Source organism: Corallococcus sp. AB045 (assembly GCF_003668895.1).
GTDB lineage: Bacteria > Myxococcota > Myxococcia > Myxococcales > Myxococcaceae > Corallococcus > Corallococcus coralloides.
In genome coordinates, this window is record NZ_RAWN01000039.1 from 1 (window position 1) to 15,825 (window position 15,825).

At 68.8% G+C, this 15,825-nt stretch carries 17 protein-coding genes; all 17 read left to right on the forward strand.

Annotation, left to right across the window (positions count from 1 at the left end; translation table 11 throughout):
• Positions 1-94: 94 nt before the first annotated feature.
• The 17 genes from sppA to D7Y21_RS12135 all read left to right on the forward strand — a co-directional run bounded on the left by sppA (position 95) and on the right by D7Y21_RS12135 (position 15,815).
• Positions 95-1,786: a signal peptide peptidase SppA gene (gene sppA / locus D7Y21_RS12055; protein WP_121713264.1), complete on the forward strand. Its 1,692-nt coding sequence runs from the start codon at positions 95-97 to the stop codon at positions 1,784-1,786.
• Positions 1,787-1,840: 54 nt separating this feature from the next.
• Entirely contained in the window at positions 1,841-2,590 is a 750-nt protein-coding gene (locus D7Y21_RS12060; protein WP_158627281.1) for a zf-TFIIB domain-containing protein, read from the forward strand.
• A 93-nt stretch (positions 2,591-2,683) separates the two neighbouring features.
• On the forward strand, positions 2,684-3,286 hold the full coding sequence (locus D7Y21_RS12065) for a hypothetical protein (RefSeq protein WP_120563233.1): 603 nt from the start codon (positions 2,684-2,686) through the stop codon (positions 3,284-3,286).
• 154 nt (positions 3,287-3,440) lie between these two features.
• Positions 3,441-4,523 (forward strand): iron-sulfur cluster carrier protein ApbC, encoded by a 1,083-nt coding sequence (gene apbC, locus D7Y21_RS12070; protein WP_121713267.1) that lies wholly within the window; start codon positions 3,441-3,443, stop codon positions 4,521-4,523.
• A 27-nt stretch (positions 4,524-4,550) separates the two neighbouring features.
• Positions 4,551-5,060, forward strand: coding sequence for a hypothetical protein (locus tag D7Y21_RS12075; RefSeq protein ID WP_120563235.1), 510 nt, complete (start codon positions 4,551-4,553; stop codon positions 5,058-5,060).
• 4 nt (positions 5,061-5,064) lie between these two features.
• Positions 5,065-5,505, forward strand: coding sequence for a hypothetical protein (locus tag D7Y21_RS12080; protein WP_121713269.1), 441 nt, complete (start codon positions 5,065-5,067; stop codon positions 5,503-5,505).
• A 59-nt stretch (positions 5,506-5,564) separates the two neighbouring features.
• A complete protein-coding gene (locus tag D7Y21_RS12085) occupies positions 5,565-6,413 on the forward strand; it encodes a 3-hydroxyacyl-CoA dehydrogenase family protein (protein WP_120563237.1) in 849 nt (282 codons plus the stop codon).
• A gap of 24 nt (positions 6,414-6,437) precedes the next feature.
• On the forward strand, positions 6,438-7,214 hold the full coding sequence (locus D7Y21_RS12090; RefSeq protein ID WP_121713272.1) for an enoyl-CoA hydratase-related protein: 777 nt from the start codon (positions 6,438-6,440) through the stop codon (positions 7,212-7,214).
• A 1-nt stretch (position 7,215) separates the two neighbouring features.
• Positions 7,216-7,839, forward strand: a complete 624-nt coding sequence (locus D7Y21_RS12095) for a hypothetical protein (RefSeq protein WP_121713273.1) — start codon at positions 7,216-7,218, stop codon at positions 7,837-7,839.
• Positions 7,840-7,874: 35 nt separating this feature from the next.
• On the forward strand, positions 7,875-9,017 hold the full coding sequence (locus D7Y21_RS12100) for an acyl-CoA dehydrogenase (protein ID WP_120563240.1): 1,143 nt from the start codon (positions 7,875-7,877) through the stop codon (positions 9,015-9,017).
• A gap of 10 nt (positions 9,018-9,027) precedes the next feature.
• A complete protein-coding gene (locus D7Y21_RS12105) occupies positions 9,028-9,495 on the forward strand; it encodes an AgmX/PglI C-terminal domain-containing protein (RefSeq protein ID WP_121713275.1) in 468 nt (155 codons plus the stop codon).
• Positions 9,496-9,512: 17 nt separating this feature from the next.
• Positions 9,513-10,658 carry an acyl-CoA dehydrogenase family protein gene (locus tag D7Y21_RS12110; RefSeq protein ID WP_120563242.1) on the forward strand — a complete coding sequence of 382 codons (1,146 nt, stop codon included), beginning with the start codon at positions 9,513-9,515 and terminating at the stop codon, positions 10,656-10,658.
• Positions 10,659-10,929: 271 nt separating this feature from the next.
• Complete coding sequence (locus D7Y21_RS12115; protein WP_120563302.1) at positions 10,930-12,636, forward strand: 30S ribosomal protein S1; 1,707 nt, start codon at positions 10,930-10,932, stop codon at positions 12,634-12,636.
• A gap of 148 nt (positions 12,637-12,784) precedes the next feature.
• Positions 12,785-13,966: an acetyl-CoA C-acetyltransferase gene (locus tag D7Y21_RS12120; protein ID WP_120563243.1), complete on the forward strand. Its 1,182-nt coding sequence runs from the start codon at positions 12,785-12,787 to the stop codon at positions 13,964-13,966.
• Positions 13,967-13,978: 12 nt separating this feature from the next.
• Positions 13,979-14,680, forward strand: a complete 702-nt coding sequence (locus D7Y21_RS12125) for a CoA transferase subunit A (protein WP_120563244.1) — start codon at positions 13,979-13,981, stop codon at positions 14,678-14,680.
• A gap of 3 nt (positions 14,681-14,683) precedes the next feature.
• Entirely contained in the window at positions 14,684-15,346 is a 663-nt protein-coding gene (locus tag D7Y21_RS12130) for a CoA transferase subunit B (RefSeq protein ID WP_014397005.1), read from the forward strand.
• Positions 15,347-15,422: 76 nt separating this feature from the next.
• On the forward strand, positions 15,423-15,815 hold the full coding sequence (locus tag D7Y21_RS12135) for a TIGR02266 family protein (RefSeq protein ID WP_120563245.1): 393 nt from the start codon (positions 15,423-15,425) through the stop codon (positions 15,813-15,815).
• Positions 15,816-15,825 lie beyond the last annotated feature (10 nt).

The window sequence follows — 15,825 nt, forward strand, 5'->3', positions numbered from 1 at the left end:
GGAGGGGGAGGGCATGGGCCTTCAGCCTAACAGAGCCTCCCGGCGCGGGTGAACAGGGGTTGCTTCGCCCGGCGCGGGGCGTTACGCGCGCGGCATGCTCCGCCTTCCCTTCCTCCTCCTGACGAACCTTCTCCTGGGGCTGCGACTGCTCCTGGGCCTGCCCTTTCGTCTGATGGCGGCGCGCAAACGACCCACGTGGATCCGCTTCCGGCTCGCGGGCGAGCTCCTGTACCGCCCTCGCCCCGTGCAACGATTCCGTTTCGGCGGCGCCACGCCAGAGCCCGCCACGGTGACCTCACTGGAAGCGTTGGGCCGCGCACTCAAGGTGTTGGCCGCGGACCCAAAGGTCGAGGGCATCCTCCTGGAGCTGGAGGGACTGGCCATCGGGGACGCCAGGCGCCAGGCCCTGCGTTCCCTGCTGTCGGACTTCCAGGCCGCCGGCAAGCGGGTGGTGTCCTGGGCGGTGATGGTGGACACGGACGCCTACCCCGTGCTGGGCGCGGCGGACGAGGTGCTGCTCGCCCCCATGGGCCGGGTGGAGCTGGTGGGCTACGCCGCCGAGGCCACCGTGCTGGGCGAGGCCTTCGGGCGGGTGGGCATCCACGCGCACTTCGCGCGGCGCGGCGACTACAAGACGGCGCCGGAGCTCTTCACGGACGGCAAGGTGTCCGACATCCAGCGCCAGACGCTGGAGTCCTTCCTGGACGAGCGCTACGCCGCGCTGATGGAGGCCATCTCCAGCGACCGGGGCAAGACGCCGGAGGAGGCGAAGGCGCTCATCGATTCAGGACCCTACAGCGCGAAGCGGGCGCTGGAGGCGGGGCTGGTGGACGGGCTGGTCCACGAGGCGGACCTGGGCGCGCACCTGGGCCTGGAGGCGAAGAAGGACGAGGAGCCCCCGGTGCCCACTTTTGACGCGTACCTGGCGACGCTCGCGTTCCCGCCGGTGAAGTGGCGCCGGCTGCGCCGCAAGCCCCGGCTGGCGGTGGTGGACGTGGCGGGCATCATCATCCCGGGCAGCGGCGGCGCGGGCCGGTTCGCTGCGGCGGACTCGGTGGTGAAGGCGCTGCGGAAGGCGGGGAGGGATCCGCGCGCGAAGGCGGTGGTGCTGGCGGTGGGAAGCCCCGGCGGATCAGCGCTCGCGTCCGAGCAGATATTGGAGGCCGTGAAGCGCCTGGCGAAGCAGAAGCCCGTCATCGCGTACGTGGATTCGGTCTGCGCGAGCGGCGGCTACATGGCGGCCATCGGCGCGAAGGAGATCTGGTCCGCGCCCCATGCCGTCGTGGGCTCCATCGGCATCTTCGTGGGCAAGTTCGAGTACGGCGAGCTGCTGGAGAAGCTGGGCATCCACCGCACCACGCTGGCGCGGGGTGAGAACGCGGCCTTCTTCTCCTCGTCGCGGGGCTTCACGCCGCACGAGCGCGCCGCGTTGGAGCGAGAGGTGGAGGAGGGCTACCAGTCCTTCCTGGAGCTGGTGGCCCATGCGCGCGGCCGGACGAAGGAGGAGATCCACCAGCGCGCGGAGGGGCGCGTCTACTCGGGGCTGCGCGCGAAGGAGGCGGGGCTGGTGGACCGCATCGGCGGCTTCGAGGAGGTCTGCCGCCACGCCCTGGACGAGGCGCGCGTCCCGTCGGACGACTTCGAGCTGGTGCGTTACGGAGACGCGCGCGCGAAGCTGTCCCTGCTCAAGCTGCTGATGGGCGCGGCGCACCCGGCCACGTATGCCTTCTGCACCGCGGCCTGGAGCCTCCAGGGCGGCAGGGCCTTCCGGCGCTTCGACGATTGAGATCGCGGTTCGCGACCCTTTCTCTGAGCGGATCGGCCCTTTAGCATGCGCGGCATGGCCCGCTCCTGCCCGGTCTGCCCCAGCCAGCCCATGAACGTCGTCCAGGCCTCCGACGTGGAGGTGGACGTCTGTCCGCGCTGCCACGGCCTGTACTTCGACCGGGGGGAGCTGGAGCGCTTTCCGGACCGGCCGTCGCTCAAGCCGCTGCTGACCGCGGCGAGGCAGGCTGCGTCGCGATGCCGCGCGGGAGGGCACCTGGTCCCGCGCGCCATGGCCGTCTGTGCCACCTGCCACGGCGAGCCCCTGGGCTGTCCCGGCTGCGGCGCGCGGCTGGCGATGGTCAACGCGCGCGTGTGCAACGTGGACCTGTGCACGCACTGCGGCGGCACCTGGCTGGACGCGGGCAAGTTCGAGGCCCTGGAGAACGCCGACGTGACGGCCCCCAGGCCCACGCCCGTGACGGCCAAGGGCTGGGAGGTCGCCGCTGCGACGGATGGGGGCGCGGACCCGTGGAAGGGTCCAGGCTCCACGGCCGCGCTGCCGCCGTCGGACTCGCCCTCGGGCGGACTGGGCGTGCTCTCCCCACTGGCCTGCGTCCACTGCGGCATCCAGGTCTCCGTGCCCCAGGCGTTCGCGTACAACGGCGACCTCTACTGCCGTGAACACCGCCCGAAGGGCGCAGTGTCGGGCAACAGCCTTCCGAAGGACCGGGATCCGTCCAACTATCCGAACCTGGAAGACGCGTCGGACGGCGTCGACCTGGCGGACATCGTCGAATGGATATTCCGGCTGTTGCGCCGCTGACCCAGGCGTGCAGCCCGCCCGCTGGTGCACGGAGAGGGAGGACGTCCGGGCATTGCCGGCCCCGGAGCCGGCGTCTACCCTGCCGCGCCAGTGATGACCCGCCTCGCCCCCCTGAGCCTCCTGTTGCTGGGCACCGCCTGTGCCACCGCCTCCCGTGAACCGGCTTCGGTGGCGGAGGCGTACGCGAAGGCCTTGGAGGAGAACCGGCTATCGGACGCCTACCACCTGACGACCGGCGCCCCGGAGGGCGAGGGGGCCTTCCTGGACGAGTACTCCGTCGAGGCCGCCCGGAAGGAGCGCGCCGCCGCCGTCCGGGCAGGCACGGGCGTGCTGGAGGCCCGGGCCCCGTCCGTCACGCTGGCCCGCCAGGGCGAGGACTGGCGCGTGGTGGAGTCCCGCCCCGCGGACGTGCCCCGCGCGGCGCTGAAGAAGTTCCTGGACGAGGTGGAGTCCCGCGACTGGAGGGGCGCGTGGGGCCTGCTCGCCTCGCCGCTGAGGGCCCGCTACACGCCGGAGCGCCTGCGAGAGGACTTCGAGCGCGAGCCCCTGGCGAAGGAGCGCCTGCGCCGCGCCCGGCTGGCCCTCAACACCCACGTGCGCGTGGCGGCGGGCGAGGCGCTGTTCCCCCTGGGCGGCGAGCGCGCGGTGCGGCTGGTGCTGGAGGATGGCGAGTACCGGGTGGCAGCCATCGAATGAGGGCCAGAAGCCGGGCGCGATCCAGGGCCGGAGGAAGGCCGGGCGGCCTCCGGACATGTGCGTTAAACGACGTTGACAGCCCCCGGAGTGCTGGCAATCTCCGCCCCCCTTCGAGCGTGCAAACGCCCGTTTTCAAAAGGTTTCAGGTGTTCCGATGAGCGTGTCCCAGGCCGATGTGATGACGGCCATGTCGAAGGTGATCGATCCCGAGCTGCACGTCGACCTGGTGAAGGCCGGGATGGTGAAGGACGTGCGCGTCACCGGTGACACGGTGAAGCTGAAGATCGAGCTGACCACGCCCGCGTGTCCCATGAAGGGGAAGATCCAGGCGGACGCGGAAGCCGCGCTCAAGGCGGTGCCGGGCCTGAAGTCCTTCGACATCGAGTGGGGCGCCCAGGTGCGCGGCGTCGCCGGGGGCTCCGGCGGGGCGCTCTTGCCGGGCGTGAAGAACATCCTGCTCGTGGGCGCCGGCAAGGGCGGCGTGGGCAAGAGCACGGTGGCGGTGAACCTGGCCACGTCGCTCGCGCAGCACGGCGCCAAGGTGGGCCTGCTGGACGCGGACTTCTACGGCCCCTCCGTGCCACTGATGACTGGCACCGCGGACAAGCGCCCGGTGAGCCCCAACGGCAAGACGCTGGATCCGCTGGTCGCCCACGGCCTGAAGATCATGTCCATCGGATTCCTGGTGGAGGCGGATCAGGCGCTCATCTGGCGCGGCCCCATGCTCCACGGCGCCCTCATGCAGTTGGTGCGCGACGTGAACTGGGGGGAGCTGGACTACCTCATCCTGGACCTGCCCCCGGGCACGGGCGACGTGGCGCTGACGCTGTCCCAGTCGGTGCGGGCCGCGGGCGCGGTGCTGGTGACGACGCCGCAGGACGTGGCGCTGGCGGACGTGGTGCGCGCCAAGCAGATGTTCGACAAGGTCCACATCCCGGTGCTGGGCATCGTGGAGAACATGAGCCAGTTCATCTGCCCGCACTGCAACAAGAGCACGCCTATCTTCAACCACGGCGGCGGGCGCAAGGCGGCGGAGATGTTCGGCATCCCATTCCTCGGGGAGATCCCGCTCGACCTCAAGGTGCGTGAGGCGGGAGACTCCGGCGTGCCGGTGGTGGTGGGGCACAAGGACAGCCCGGAGGCGCAGGCCTTCCAGGAAGTCGCTCGCGCAGTGGCGGGCCGCGTGTCCGCGCAGACCATGAAGAGCGTGCCCCTGCCGGTGATGCAGGCCCGGTAGGGCTCAACCGAAGTGTAAGGAGACCGCATGGCCCCGGCCGGCAACGACGACCTCCCGCCTGATCCGCTGTTCGATGACGACTCGGAGCAGCAGCCCGGCCGGGAGAACCGCTCGGGCGGCTTCGTGCCGGACTTCGTGCGGCGCATGGCGGTGGCCGGCATGGGCGCGGTCTTCATGGGCGAGGAGGGCATCCGGGCCCTCGCCGGCCAGCTCAAGCTGCCCAAGGAGGCGCTGGGCTTCCTCCTCTCCCAGGCGGAGAAGACCAAGGACGACATCAGCCGCGTCGTCACGGAAGAGCTGCGCCGCTTCATGCAGTCGGAGAAGCTGCGCGACGAGTTCCTCAAGCTGCTCTCCGGCATGACGGTGGAGGTGAAGGCGCAGATCCGCCTGGTGCCGTCGGAGAAGGCGGAAGAGGCGCCCGCGCCGGAGCATCCCCCCAAGGCCCACAAGAAGGCCGCGGAGGCGCCCACCGCGCGCGTGGTCATCACGGACGTGAACGCGCGCCGGCCGGCCTCCAAGCGCTCGAAGCGGGAGTAGGGACGTGGCGGAAGCACCCACGCCGGAAGCTCCAGCCCCAGCCCCCGACAAGCCGCGGCCTGGCTGGCGCACGCACCCGCTGCCCAAGCGGCTGGCGCTCATCGCCATCGTGGCGGTGGGGCTGTGGCTGTGGAAGTCCACGGACCTGCCGGAGCGTCAGCTCATCTTCCAGCTCACCGGCGACGGCTGGAGCAGCGTGCGCGCCGTGGATCTCCAGGTGCTGGACGACGAGGAGCACATCCTCAAGCGCGAGGAGCGCTTCTTCGCGAACGGCCCGCCCCCGGAGGTGACGTTCAAGATGCGCCTGCCGGAGGGCACCGTCCGCGCGCTCCTGTTCGTGAAGGTGGAGGGGCGCGAGCCGCGCGTGCGCCTGGAGGAGCGGCTCACGGTGGGCGAGGGTGAGGCCATCGTCCGCCAGTTGCGCCTCCCCGCCGCCAGTCGTTGACCGGCGTTGACCCTCCTGGGGGCGTGCGTTATGGCCGCCGGCACAGGAGAGAAGACGCCATGGCAACGGAACACATCGTCGTCGTCGGTGCAGGGCAGATGGGCGCGGGCATCGCGCAGGTGGCGCTCCAGGCGGGCCTGCGCGTGTCGCTGGTGGACGTCAACAAGGACGGACTCGCCAAGGGCGCGGACCGCATCAAGGCCGGCCTGAAGAAGCTGGTGGAGAAGGGCAAGCTGGACGCGGCGAAGCAGCAGGCCGCCGAAGCGAACCTGGCCACCTTCACCAGCGCGCGCGACGCGAAGGACGTGGACGTCGCCATCGAGGCCGTCACGGAGAACGAGGACCTCAAGCGCCGCATCTTCCTGGAGCTGGACGAGGTCGTCCGCCCCGGCGGCATCCTCGCCACCAACACGTCCTCCATCCCCATCACGCGCATCGCCGCGGCCACGAAGCGCCCCGAGTCCGTCATCGGGATGCACTTCATGAACCCCGTGCCGGTGATGCAGCTGGTGGAGCTGATCCGCGGCGCGGCGACCAGCGACGAGACCTACGCCACCATCCGCACGATGGCCGAGCGCATGGGCAAGACGACGGTGGTCTCCAAGGACTACCCGGGCTTCATCGTCAACCGCATCCTCATCCCCATGCTCAACGAGGCCTGCTTCGCGCTGATGGAGGGCCTGGGCACGGCGGAGGACATCGACACCGCGATGAAGCTGGGCACCAACCAGCCCATGGGCCCGCTGCAGCTGGCGGACTTCATCGGCCTGGACACGGTGCTCTACATCGCCGAGGTCCTGCACAAGGGCCTGGGTGACTCCAAGTACCGCCCGTGCCCGCTGCTGCGTCAGTACGTGGACGCCGGCTGGTACGGCAAGAAGTCCGGCCGCGGCTTCTACAAGTACTAGCCCCCTTCAGGAGCCCACACGCACATGGACTACCAGAACATCAAGTTCGAGAAGGACGGCGCGCTCGCCATCCTCACCGTGGATCGCCCCAAGGCGATGAACGCGCTCAACAGCGCCACGTTCCACGAGATGGAGCACGCGCTCAACTCGCTGAAGGAGGACACGCGCGCGCTCATCGTCACCGGCGGCGGCGAGAAGTCCTTCGTCGCGGGCGCGGACATCGCGGAGATGTCCACCATCAGCGCCGCGCAGGCGCGTGAGTTCTCCGCCCTGGGCCACCGCGTCTTCGAGCACCTGGAGAACCTGCCCATCCCCACCATCGCGGCCGTGAACGGCTTCGCGCTGGGCGGCGGCCTGGAGCTGGCCCTGGGCTGCGACCTCATCTACGCGTCGGAGAAGGCCAAGCTGGGCGTGCCGGAAGTCACCCTGGGCGTCATCCCGGGATTCGGCGGCACGCAGCGCCTCACGCGCCTGCTGGGACGTGCCCGCGCGAAGGAGCTGCTCTTCACCGCGGACCGCATCGACGCGGCGAAGGCGAAGGAGATCGGCCTGGTGCTGGAGGTGCTGCCCCCGGATCAGCTCATGTCCCACTGCCGCGCGGTGGCGGAGAAGATCCTCAAGAACGGCCCGCTCGCGGTGGCCCAGGCCAAGCGCGTGGTGGAGTACGGCGCGGATCAGGACCTGCGCGCCGCCAACGAGCTGGAGCGCCAGGGCTTCGCGGTCCTCTTCGGTTCGGAGGATCAGCGCGAGGGCATGGCCGCGTTCCTGGCCAAGCGTCCGGCCAACTTCCAGGGCAAGTGACGTGAAGCACGCGGTCGCGGCCGGGAGCCTGCTGTGCTTCCTGGCCGCGCCGCCGGCCCGGGCGGAGGAGGTTTCCGAGCAGGAGCCCCGCGCCCCGGCCCTGGTGTCCTGGAAGCGCACGCTGTGCCTCTACACGCTGTGCTTCCTGGAGCCCGCCATCCCGGACCTCCGCCGCGAGTGGGGCGATGGCGCCCACTGGGTGCTGTCCTGGCCCATCCATCCCTGGGCCTCGCCGCCGTTGGACGTACCCGGCGTGTTGGGTCCCACGCTCATCCTGTCGCCCTTCGTGGAGCCCCAGCTGCGGCTGCGGCCATCCACCTTCCGCATGCTCGCCGGGGCCCGCGTGTACGCCTTCCCGGACGCGTACCGCTTCGGCGTCCTGGCCGAAGGGGCGGCCGTGTGGGGCGGAGACGGGAAGGGCGGGGTGGCCGGAGTGGGGCTCACCTACGATTTGATTGAAAGACACCGGGACACCCAACCCTGGACGGTGTCGGTGGTGGTGCGCAGGACGTGGACGGACTCGGGGGCTCGCACGGACGTGTCCTTCGACGTGACGGTGCCGCTGGCGATGTTCTTTGGGACCCGGATTCCTGCTCCCGGGGATGGAGGGGCGTCTTCGGAGTAGCCCCGGGGCGGACCCCGTACTATGGGAGGTCCACCATGAACTTCGAGCTGACCGACATCCAGCGCGAGATCCAGCGGCTGTGCCGCGAGTTCGCCGCCAAGGAGCTCATCCCCAACGCCCGCAAGTGGGACGAACAGCACGCGTGGCCCACGGACGCGGTGAAGAAGCTGGCGGAGCTGTCCCTGCTGGGCATCGCGGTGCCGGAGGAGTGGGGCGGCGCGGGCCTGGACAACGTCTGCTACGCCATCGCCATGGAGGAGATTTCGCGCGGCTGCGCCTCCACCGGCGTGATCATGAGCGTGAACAACTCGCTCTACTGCGACCCGGTGTCCAAGTTCGGCACCCCCGAGCAGAAGGAGCAGTTCCTCAAGCCCTTCGCCAGCGGTGAGAAGCTCGGCTGCTTCGGCCTGACGGAGCCGGAGGCCGGCAGCGACGCCGCCGCCCAGAAGACCGTCGCCGTGAAGCGGGGCGACGAGTACATCATCAACGGCTCCAAGAACTGGATCACCAACGGCCCCAAGGCCGACGCCATCGTCCTCATCACGATGACGAACAGGGAAGCGGGCAACAAGGGCATCACCGCCTTCCTCGTGCCCACCAACACCCCCGGCTTCACCCGCGCGGAGCCCGACAAGAAGATGGGCATCAGCGCCGCCTGGTCCTGCTCCATGTTCTTCGAGGACATGCGCGTGCCGGAGAAGTACCGCCTGGGCAAGGAGGGCGAGGGCTTCAAGGTCGCCATGTCCACCCTGGACGGCGGCCGCATCGGCATCGCGTCCCAGGCGCTGGGCATCGCGCGCGCGGCCTTCGAGGAGGCGGTGCGCTACTCGGGCGAGCGCAAGACGTTCGGCAAGCCCATCCGCGACCACCAGGCCATCCAGTTCATGATCGCGGACATGGCCATGGAGATCGACGCGGCCCGCCTGCTCGTGTGGCGCGCGGCGCTGATGAAGGACAAGGGCGTGCGCCACAGCCCGGAGAGCGCCATGGCCAAGCTCTACGCCAGCGAGATGGCCAGCCGCGTGGCCAACAAGGCCCTGCAGATCCACGGCGGCATGGGCTACAGCAAGGAGATGGACGCCGAGCGCCACGTGCGCGACGCGCGCATCACCGAAATCTACGAGGGGACGAGCGAGATCCAGCGCATCGTCATCTCCGCCAACCTGCTGAAGGAGTAGTCACCCGGCCATGAAGCGCGCGCTCCTCCCCGTGCTGTTCCTGTCCCTGGGCCTGGCGTCTCCGCTGGCGCTCGCCCAGGGCACGTCGAAGAAGAAGGCCGCGACGGCGGCTCCCGCGGCCCCGGCCACGACGCCCGCTCCGAAGAAGGACGACGGGCTGGACGTGAGCAGGCTGCCCTTCACCCCGGACTCCATCCGCCAGGTGATTGCCCACCACATGCCTCGGATCCAGGAGTGCTACGAGGACCACATGGTGGAGAAGGACAAGAAGGTGGAGGGCCTCCTGCGCACCACCTTCACCATCACCGCCGATGGCACCGTGCGCAGCGCGAAGATCGACAAGCACGGCAGCACGCTGAAGGACGCGGGCCTCAACGACTGCGTGGTGGCGGTGCTGTCGTCCATGGACTTCCCCAAGCCCCCGGACGGCCGCGAGCACCCCATCGAGTACCCGTTCAACCTCAAGGCCATTGAGTAAGCAGGACACCCGCGCCCGTGAACTTCGACCTCAGCGAGACCCAGACGCTCATCCGTGACACCGCTCGCAAGTTCGCCCGCGAGCGCGTGGCCCCGCACGCCCGCGCGGCGGACCGCGAGGAGCGCTTCGACCCGGAAGTCTTCAAGGCCCTGGCCGAAGTGGGCCTGCTGGGCGTGAACCTGCCGGGCAAGTACGGCGGCGCCGAGGCCGGCGTCGTGTCCTACGCGCTGGCCATGATGGAGATGGCCGCCGCGGACGCCTCCGTGTCCGTGGCCATGGCCGTCACCAACATGTGCGGGGAGCTCATCCACGCGGTGGGCACCGACGCGCAGCGGGAGAAGTACGTCACGCGCATCACCTCCGGTGAGGCCATCGTCGGCGCGTTCGCCCTGAGCGAGCCGCACGCGGGCTCCGACCCGGGCGCCATGCGCACCACCGCCACGAAGCGCGGCGACAAGTACGTGCTCAACGGCAGCAAGCAGTGGATCACCTCCGGCGCCTACGCGGGTGTCATCGTCGTGTGGGCCCGCACGGGCCAGGCCGGCAACAAGGGCCTGTCCTGCTTCATCGTGGAGGGCGGCGCCAAGGGCCTCCACGTGGGCAAGCACGAGGACAAGATGGGCCTGCGCGCGTCCAACACCGTGGGGCTCACCTTCGAGGACTGCGAAGTCCCCGCGGAGAACCTCCTGGGCAAGGAGGGCGACGGGTTCCGCCTGGCCATGATGGCGCTGGACGGCGGGCGCATTGGCATCGCGGCGCAGGCGTGCGGCACCGGCCGCGCGGCGCTGGAAGCGGCTGTGTCCTACACCAAGGACCGCAAGGCCTTTGGCCAGGCCGTGGCGGACATGCAGGGCCCGCGCTTCATGATGGCGGACATGCGCACCCAGCTGGACGCCGCCGAGCTGCTCACCCTGCGCGCGGCCGCCCTCAAGGAGGCCGGCCAGCCGTTCACCCGCGAGGCCTCCATGGCGAAGCTCTTCGCCAGCGAGATGAGCAACAAGGTCGCGGACAAGGCCGTGCAGCTGCACGGTGGTTACGGTTACATCGACGAGTTCCCGGTCGAGCGTTACTTCCGGGACGCGCGCGTGCAGACCATCTACGAAGGCACCAGCGAGGTGCAGCGGATGGTCATCGCCCGGGAGACATTCCGGCGCGAGGGGTAGCGCTCCATTTGTCCCACACGGGGCGAGCGAGCAGGGGGCACCGGCCGGGTAGGACAGATGCGGACGCGGCCGGGCGTTCATAGAACACGGATCACCACTTGGGGCGGTGCACCGCTTGACTCCTGTAAACCCAGGTGTCTAGGGTGCGCGGCTTCCAGCCAGCCTTGCGTCCCCATTCAGGGGACACCCGCGGTCTCCCGTCGCTCCCCGCAGGCGGCCGCGCACCCATTCAAACAGGGGGCAGTTGTACCGTTCCAAGGACTTCCCATTCATGCAGCAGAACGTGAACCAGCAGATCGACGGCGGTGACGAAGACTTCGCGGCGATGTTCGAGGCCTCGCTCAAGGAGCGTGGCGGCGACGGAATCCTGAAGGAAGGCGAGATCGTCAAGGGCACGGTCGTGCAGGTGACGAAGGATTTCGCGATCGTGGACATCGGCTACAAGTCCGAGGGTCAGGTCCCGATCTCCGAGTTCACCAACCCCCGCGGCGAAGTCACCGTGAAGGCCGGTGACCCCGTCGAGGTCCTCCTGGAGAGCCGCGAGAACGACACCGGCATGGTCGTCCTCTCCAAGGAGAAGGCCGACAAGATGCGCATCTGGGACGAGATCTCCGCCGCTTGCGAGCGTGATGAGATCGTCAAGGGCACCATCGTCGGTCGCGTGAAGGGTGGCCTCTCCGTCGACATCGGCGTGAAGGCGTTCCTGCCCGGCTCCCAGGTCGACATCCGCCCTGTGCGCAACCTTGACCAGTACATCTCGAAGGAATTCGAGTTCAAGGTCATCAAGTTCAACAAGAAGCGCGGCAACATCGTCCTCTCTCGCCGCGTGCTGCTGGAGAAGCAGCGCGAGGAGATGAAGAAGGAGACCCTCAAGAACCTCAAGGAGGGTGCGGTCCTCAAGGGCGTGGTCAAGAACCTCACGGACTACGGCGCCTTCATCGACCTCGGCGGCATCGACGGCCTGCTGCACATCACCGACATGTCCTGGGGCCGCATCGGTCACCCCAGCGAGATGTTCAACGTCGGTGACGAAGTGCGCGTCGTCGTCCTCAAGTTCGACCCCGCGCAGGAGCGCGTCAGCCTGGGCCTCAAGCAGATCCAGGAGGACCCGTGGCACCGCGCCGACGAGAAGTACCCCGTCGGTACCCGCGTCGCCGGCAAGGTCGTGTCGATCACCGACTACGGCGCGTTCATCGAGATCGAGCAGGGCGTGGAGGGCCTGGTGCACGTGTCCGAGATGTCCTGGACCAAGCGCCTCAAGCACCCGTCCAAGATCCTGGAGGTCGGCCAGACGGTGGAGGCCGTCGTCCTCGACATCGATCCGAAGGCCAAGCGCATCGCGCTGGGCATGAAGCAGATCGAGCAGAACCCCTGGACGCTGCTCGAGGACAAGTACCCGATCGGCTCCGTCATCAAGGGCCAGATCCGCAACGTCACCGACTTCGGCGTGTTCGTCGGCGTCGAGGAGGGCGTGGACGGCCTGGTGCACGTGTCCGACATCTCCTGGACCCAGCGCATCAAGCACCCGGGCGAGATGTTCAAGAAGGGCGACGAGGTCGAGGCGGTGGTCCTCAACATCGACGTCGAGAACGAGCGCTTCAGCCTGGGCATCAAGCAGCTCCAGCCGGACCCCTGGGAGACGCTGTCCGAGCGCCTGCCCGTGGGCAGCCGCGTGAAGGGCAAGGTCACCAAGGTCACCGACTTCGGCGCGTTCGTGGAGATCGAGCCGGGCATCGAGGGCCTCGTCCACGTCTCCGAGCTGAAGGAAGAGCGCGTGGAGAACCCCCGCGACGTGGTGAGCGAGGGCCAGGATGTCGAGGTGAAGCTCATCGACATCAACACCCCGGACCGCAAGGTGGCGCTGTCCATCAAGGCGCTCATCGGCGAGGGCGAGGACTACCGCGAGTACCTGCGCAAGCAGGCCGAGGGTTCCAAGGCCCGCCTGGGCGACGTCATGGCCTCCAAGCTGAAGAAGTAATCAGCCCAACGTCTTGACGTGAATAGCGGCCGGGTTCCCCAGTGGGAGCCCGGCCGTTTCCATTTGATTCGGCGGAAAGCGCCCGTGATAAGTGCCTCTCCGGCGCTTTTCTCTTTTACAGACGGTTCCCTCTCCAGGAGGCAATTCCATGGCTCGTGAAGTCGTCATCGTGGGCGCGGCCCGTACCCCCATCGGCTCCTTCCAGGGAGCGCTGTCCAAGCTCACCGCTCCCCAGCTGGGCGCCATCGCCATCAAGGCGGCGCTGGAGCGCGCGGGCGTGAAGCCGGAGGCCGTGCAGGAGGTCATCATGGGCTGCGTCCTGCAGGCGGGCGTGGGCCAGGCTCCCGCGCGTCAGGCCACCATCTTCGCGGGCCTCCCGGAGTCCGTCCCGGCCGTCACGCTGAACAAGGTCTGTGGCTCCGGCCTCAAGGCCGTCATCGCCGCGGCGCAGTCCATCGCCCTGGGTGACGCGGACGTCGTCGTCGCGGGCGGCATGGAGTCCATGTCCAACGCGCCCTACCTGAGCCACACCATGCGCGGCGGTTCCCGCATGGGCAACGTGGAGTTCAAGGACGCGATGATCTCCGACGGCCTCTGGGACGTGTACGGCAACGTCCACATGGGCAACTGTGCCGAGGAGTGCGCCACCTCCCAGGGCATCAGCCGCGCGCAGCAGGACGAGTTCGCGCTGGAGTCCACGCGCCGCGCCATCCAGTCCCAGAAGGAAGGCCTGTTCGCGGCGGAGATCGTCCCCGTCCAGATTCCGGGCAAGAAGCCGGATGAGTTCACCACCGTCTCCGAGGACGAGGGCCCCAAGAACGCCAAGCCGGACAAGATCCCGGGCCTGAAGCCGGTGTTCAAGAAGGACGGCACCGTGACGGCCGCCAACGCGTCCTCCATCAACGACGGCGCCGCGGCGCTGGTGCTGATGAGCGAGGAGAAGGCGAAGGCCGAAGGCCGCACCATCCTGGGCCGCATCAAGGGCTACGCGCAGGCCGCCCGCAAGCCGGTGGAGTTCACCATCGCGCCGGCGGACGCCATCAACACGCTGCTCACGAAGCAGAACGTGACGGCCAAGGACGTGGACCTCTGGGAGATCAACGAGGCCTTCTCCGTGGTGTCCATCGCCAACAACAAGATCCTCGGCCTGGACCCGTCCAAGGTGAACGTGCGCGGCGGCGCGGTGGTGCTGGGCCACCCGATTGGCGCGTCCGGCGCTCGCGTGCTCGTCACGCTGCTCCATACGATGAAGGACCAGGACAAGAAGCGCGGCGTGGCGTCGCTCTGCATCGGCGGCGGCGAAGGCATCGCGCTGATGGTCGAGCGCTGAGGACCTGACCGCATGAACAAGGTCTACGCGAGCGCGGATGAGGCGGTCGCCGACATCCCGGACAACATCACTCTCATGAGTGGTGGGTTCGGGCTGTGCGGCAACCCCGAGAACCTCATCACGGCCCTGCACAAGAAGAACGTGAAGGGCCTCACCATCATCTCCAACAACTGCGGCACCACGGAGCTGGGGCTGGGCATCCTCCTGCAGAACAAGCAGGTGAAGAAGATGGTCGCCAGCTACGTGGGGGAGAACAAGGAGTTCGAGCGGCAGTTCCTCTCCGGTGAGCTGGAGGTGGAGCTGAACCCGCAGGGCACGCTCGCGGAGCGCATCCGCGCAGGGGGCTGCGGCATCGGCGGGTTCTTCACGCCGACGGGCGCGGGCACCCAGGTGGCGGAGGGCAAGGAGTCGCGCATGATCGACGGGCGGCTCCACGTCCTGGAGACGCCGCTGAAGGCCGACTTCGCCATCGTCCACGCCTGGAAGGCGGACACCTGGGGCAACCTGGTGTTCCACAAGACGGCTCGGAACTTCACCCCCATGATGTGCATGGCCGCCAAGGTCACCATCGTGGAGGCGGAGCACATCGTGCAGCCGGGCGAGCTGGACCCGGACCTGGTGCACATCCCGAGCATCTTCGTGCACCGCATCGTGCAGGCGCAGAACCTCCAGAAGTGGATCGAGCGGCGGACCGTCCGCAAGAAGGCGTCCTGAGCCATGCCCCTGACTCGTGAACAGATCGCGCAGCGCATCGCCCAGGAGCTGAAGGACGGCTTCTACGTGAACCTGGGCATCGGCATCCCCACGCTCGTGCCCAACTACATCCCGCACGGGGTGGAGGTGGTGCTCCAGTCGGAGAATGGCCTGCTCGGCATCGGGCCGTATCCGGAAGAGGGGAGCGAGGATCCGGATCTCATCAACGCGGGCAAGGAGACGGTGACGGTGGTGAAGGGCTCCGCCTTCTTCGACTCCGCGCTGTCCTTCGGGATGATCCGCGGCGGCCACATCGACCTGGCCGTGCTGGGCGCCATGGAGGTCAGCGAAGAGGGTGACCTGGCCAACTGGATGATCCCCGGCAAGATGGTGAAGGGCATGGGCGGCGCCATGGACCTGGCCGTGGGTGCCAAGCGCATCTACGTGGCCATGGAGCACGCCAACAAGGACGGGCAGCCCAAGATCCTGAAGAAGTGCTCGCTGCCGCTGACCGGCCTCAAGTGCGTGCACCACATCGTCACGGACCACGCGTTCATCGACGTGACGCCGGAGGGACTGGTCCTCCGCGAGCTGGCACCCGGACTGACGGTGGAACGGGTGCAGCAGCTCACCGAGCCGAAGCTGAAGATCGCGCCCGACCTGCGCGAGATGAAGTTCCAGGCCTGACGTGGAGTGCTAGGGTGCGCTTCCGTCTCCCCGAGTGGGACGGAAGCCACCATCCCCCCGGAGAGCGGAGTACGTCATGGCCGACACTTCGGAGAAGCCCGTCCCCGCGCCTCGCGCGCACCGCATCGACCATGAGCTGCCCGTGGCGTACCGCACGGTGGCGGGCTTCGTGACGGACTGGGCGGTGAACCTGTCGCGCGGCGGGCTCTACATCAACACGCCGCAGCCGCTGCCGGTGGGCACGGTGGTGCGCCTGTTGGTGTCGCTGCCGGGCGCCAGCTTCCCGGTGGACCTGTCCGGGAAGGTGACCCGCACCAACCCCCAGGGGACGCCGGGCTCCGAGGTGCCGGGGATGGCGGTGGAGTTCCTGGACGTTGACGACGAGAAGCGGTCGCGCATCGAAGCGTTCGTGGAGCGCCTGCGGGAAGCCCTGCCGGCGGACGAGCGTGGCAGTGCGACCCGGAAGTAGGGCGGCCCCA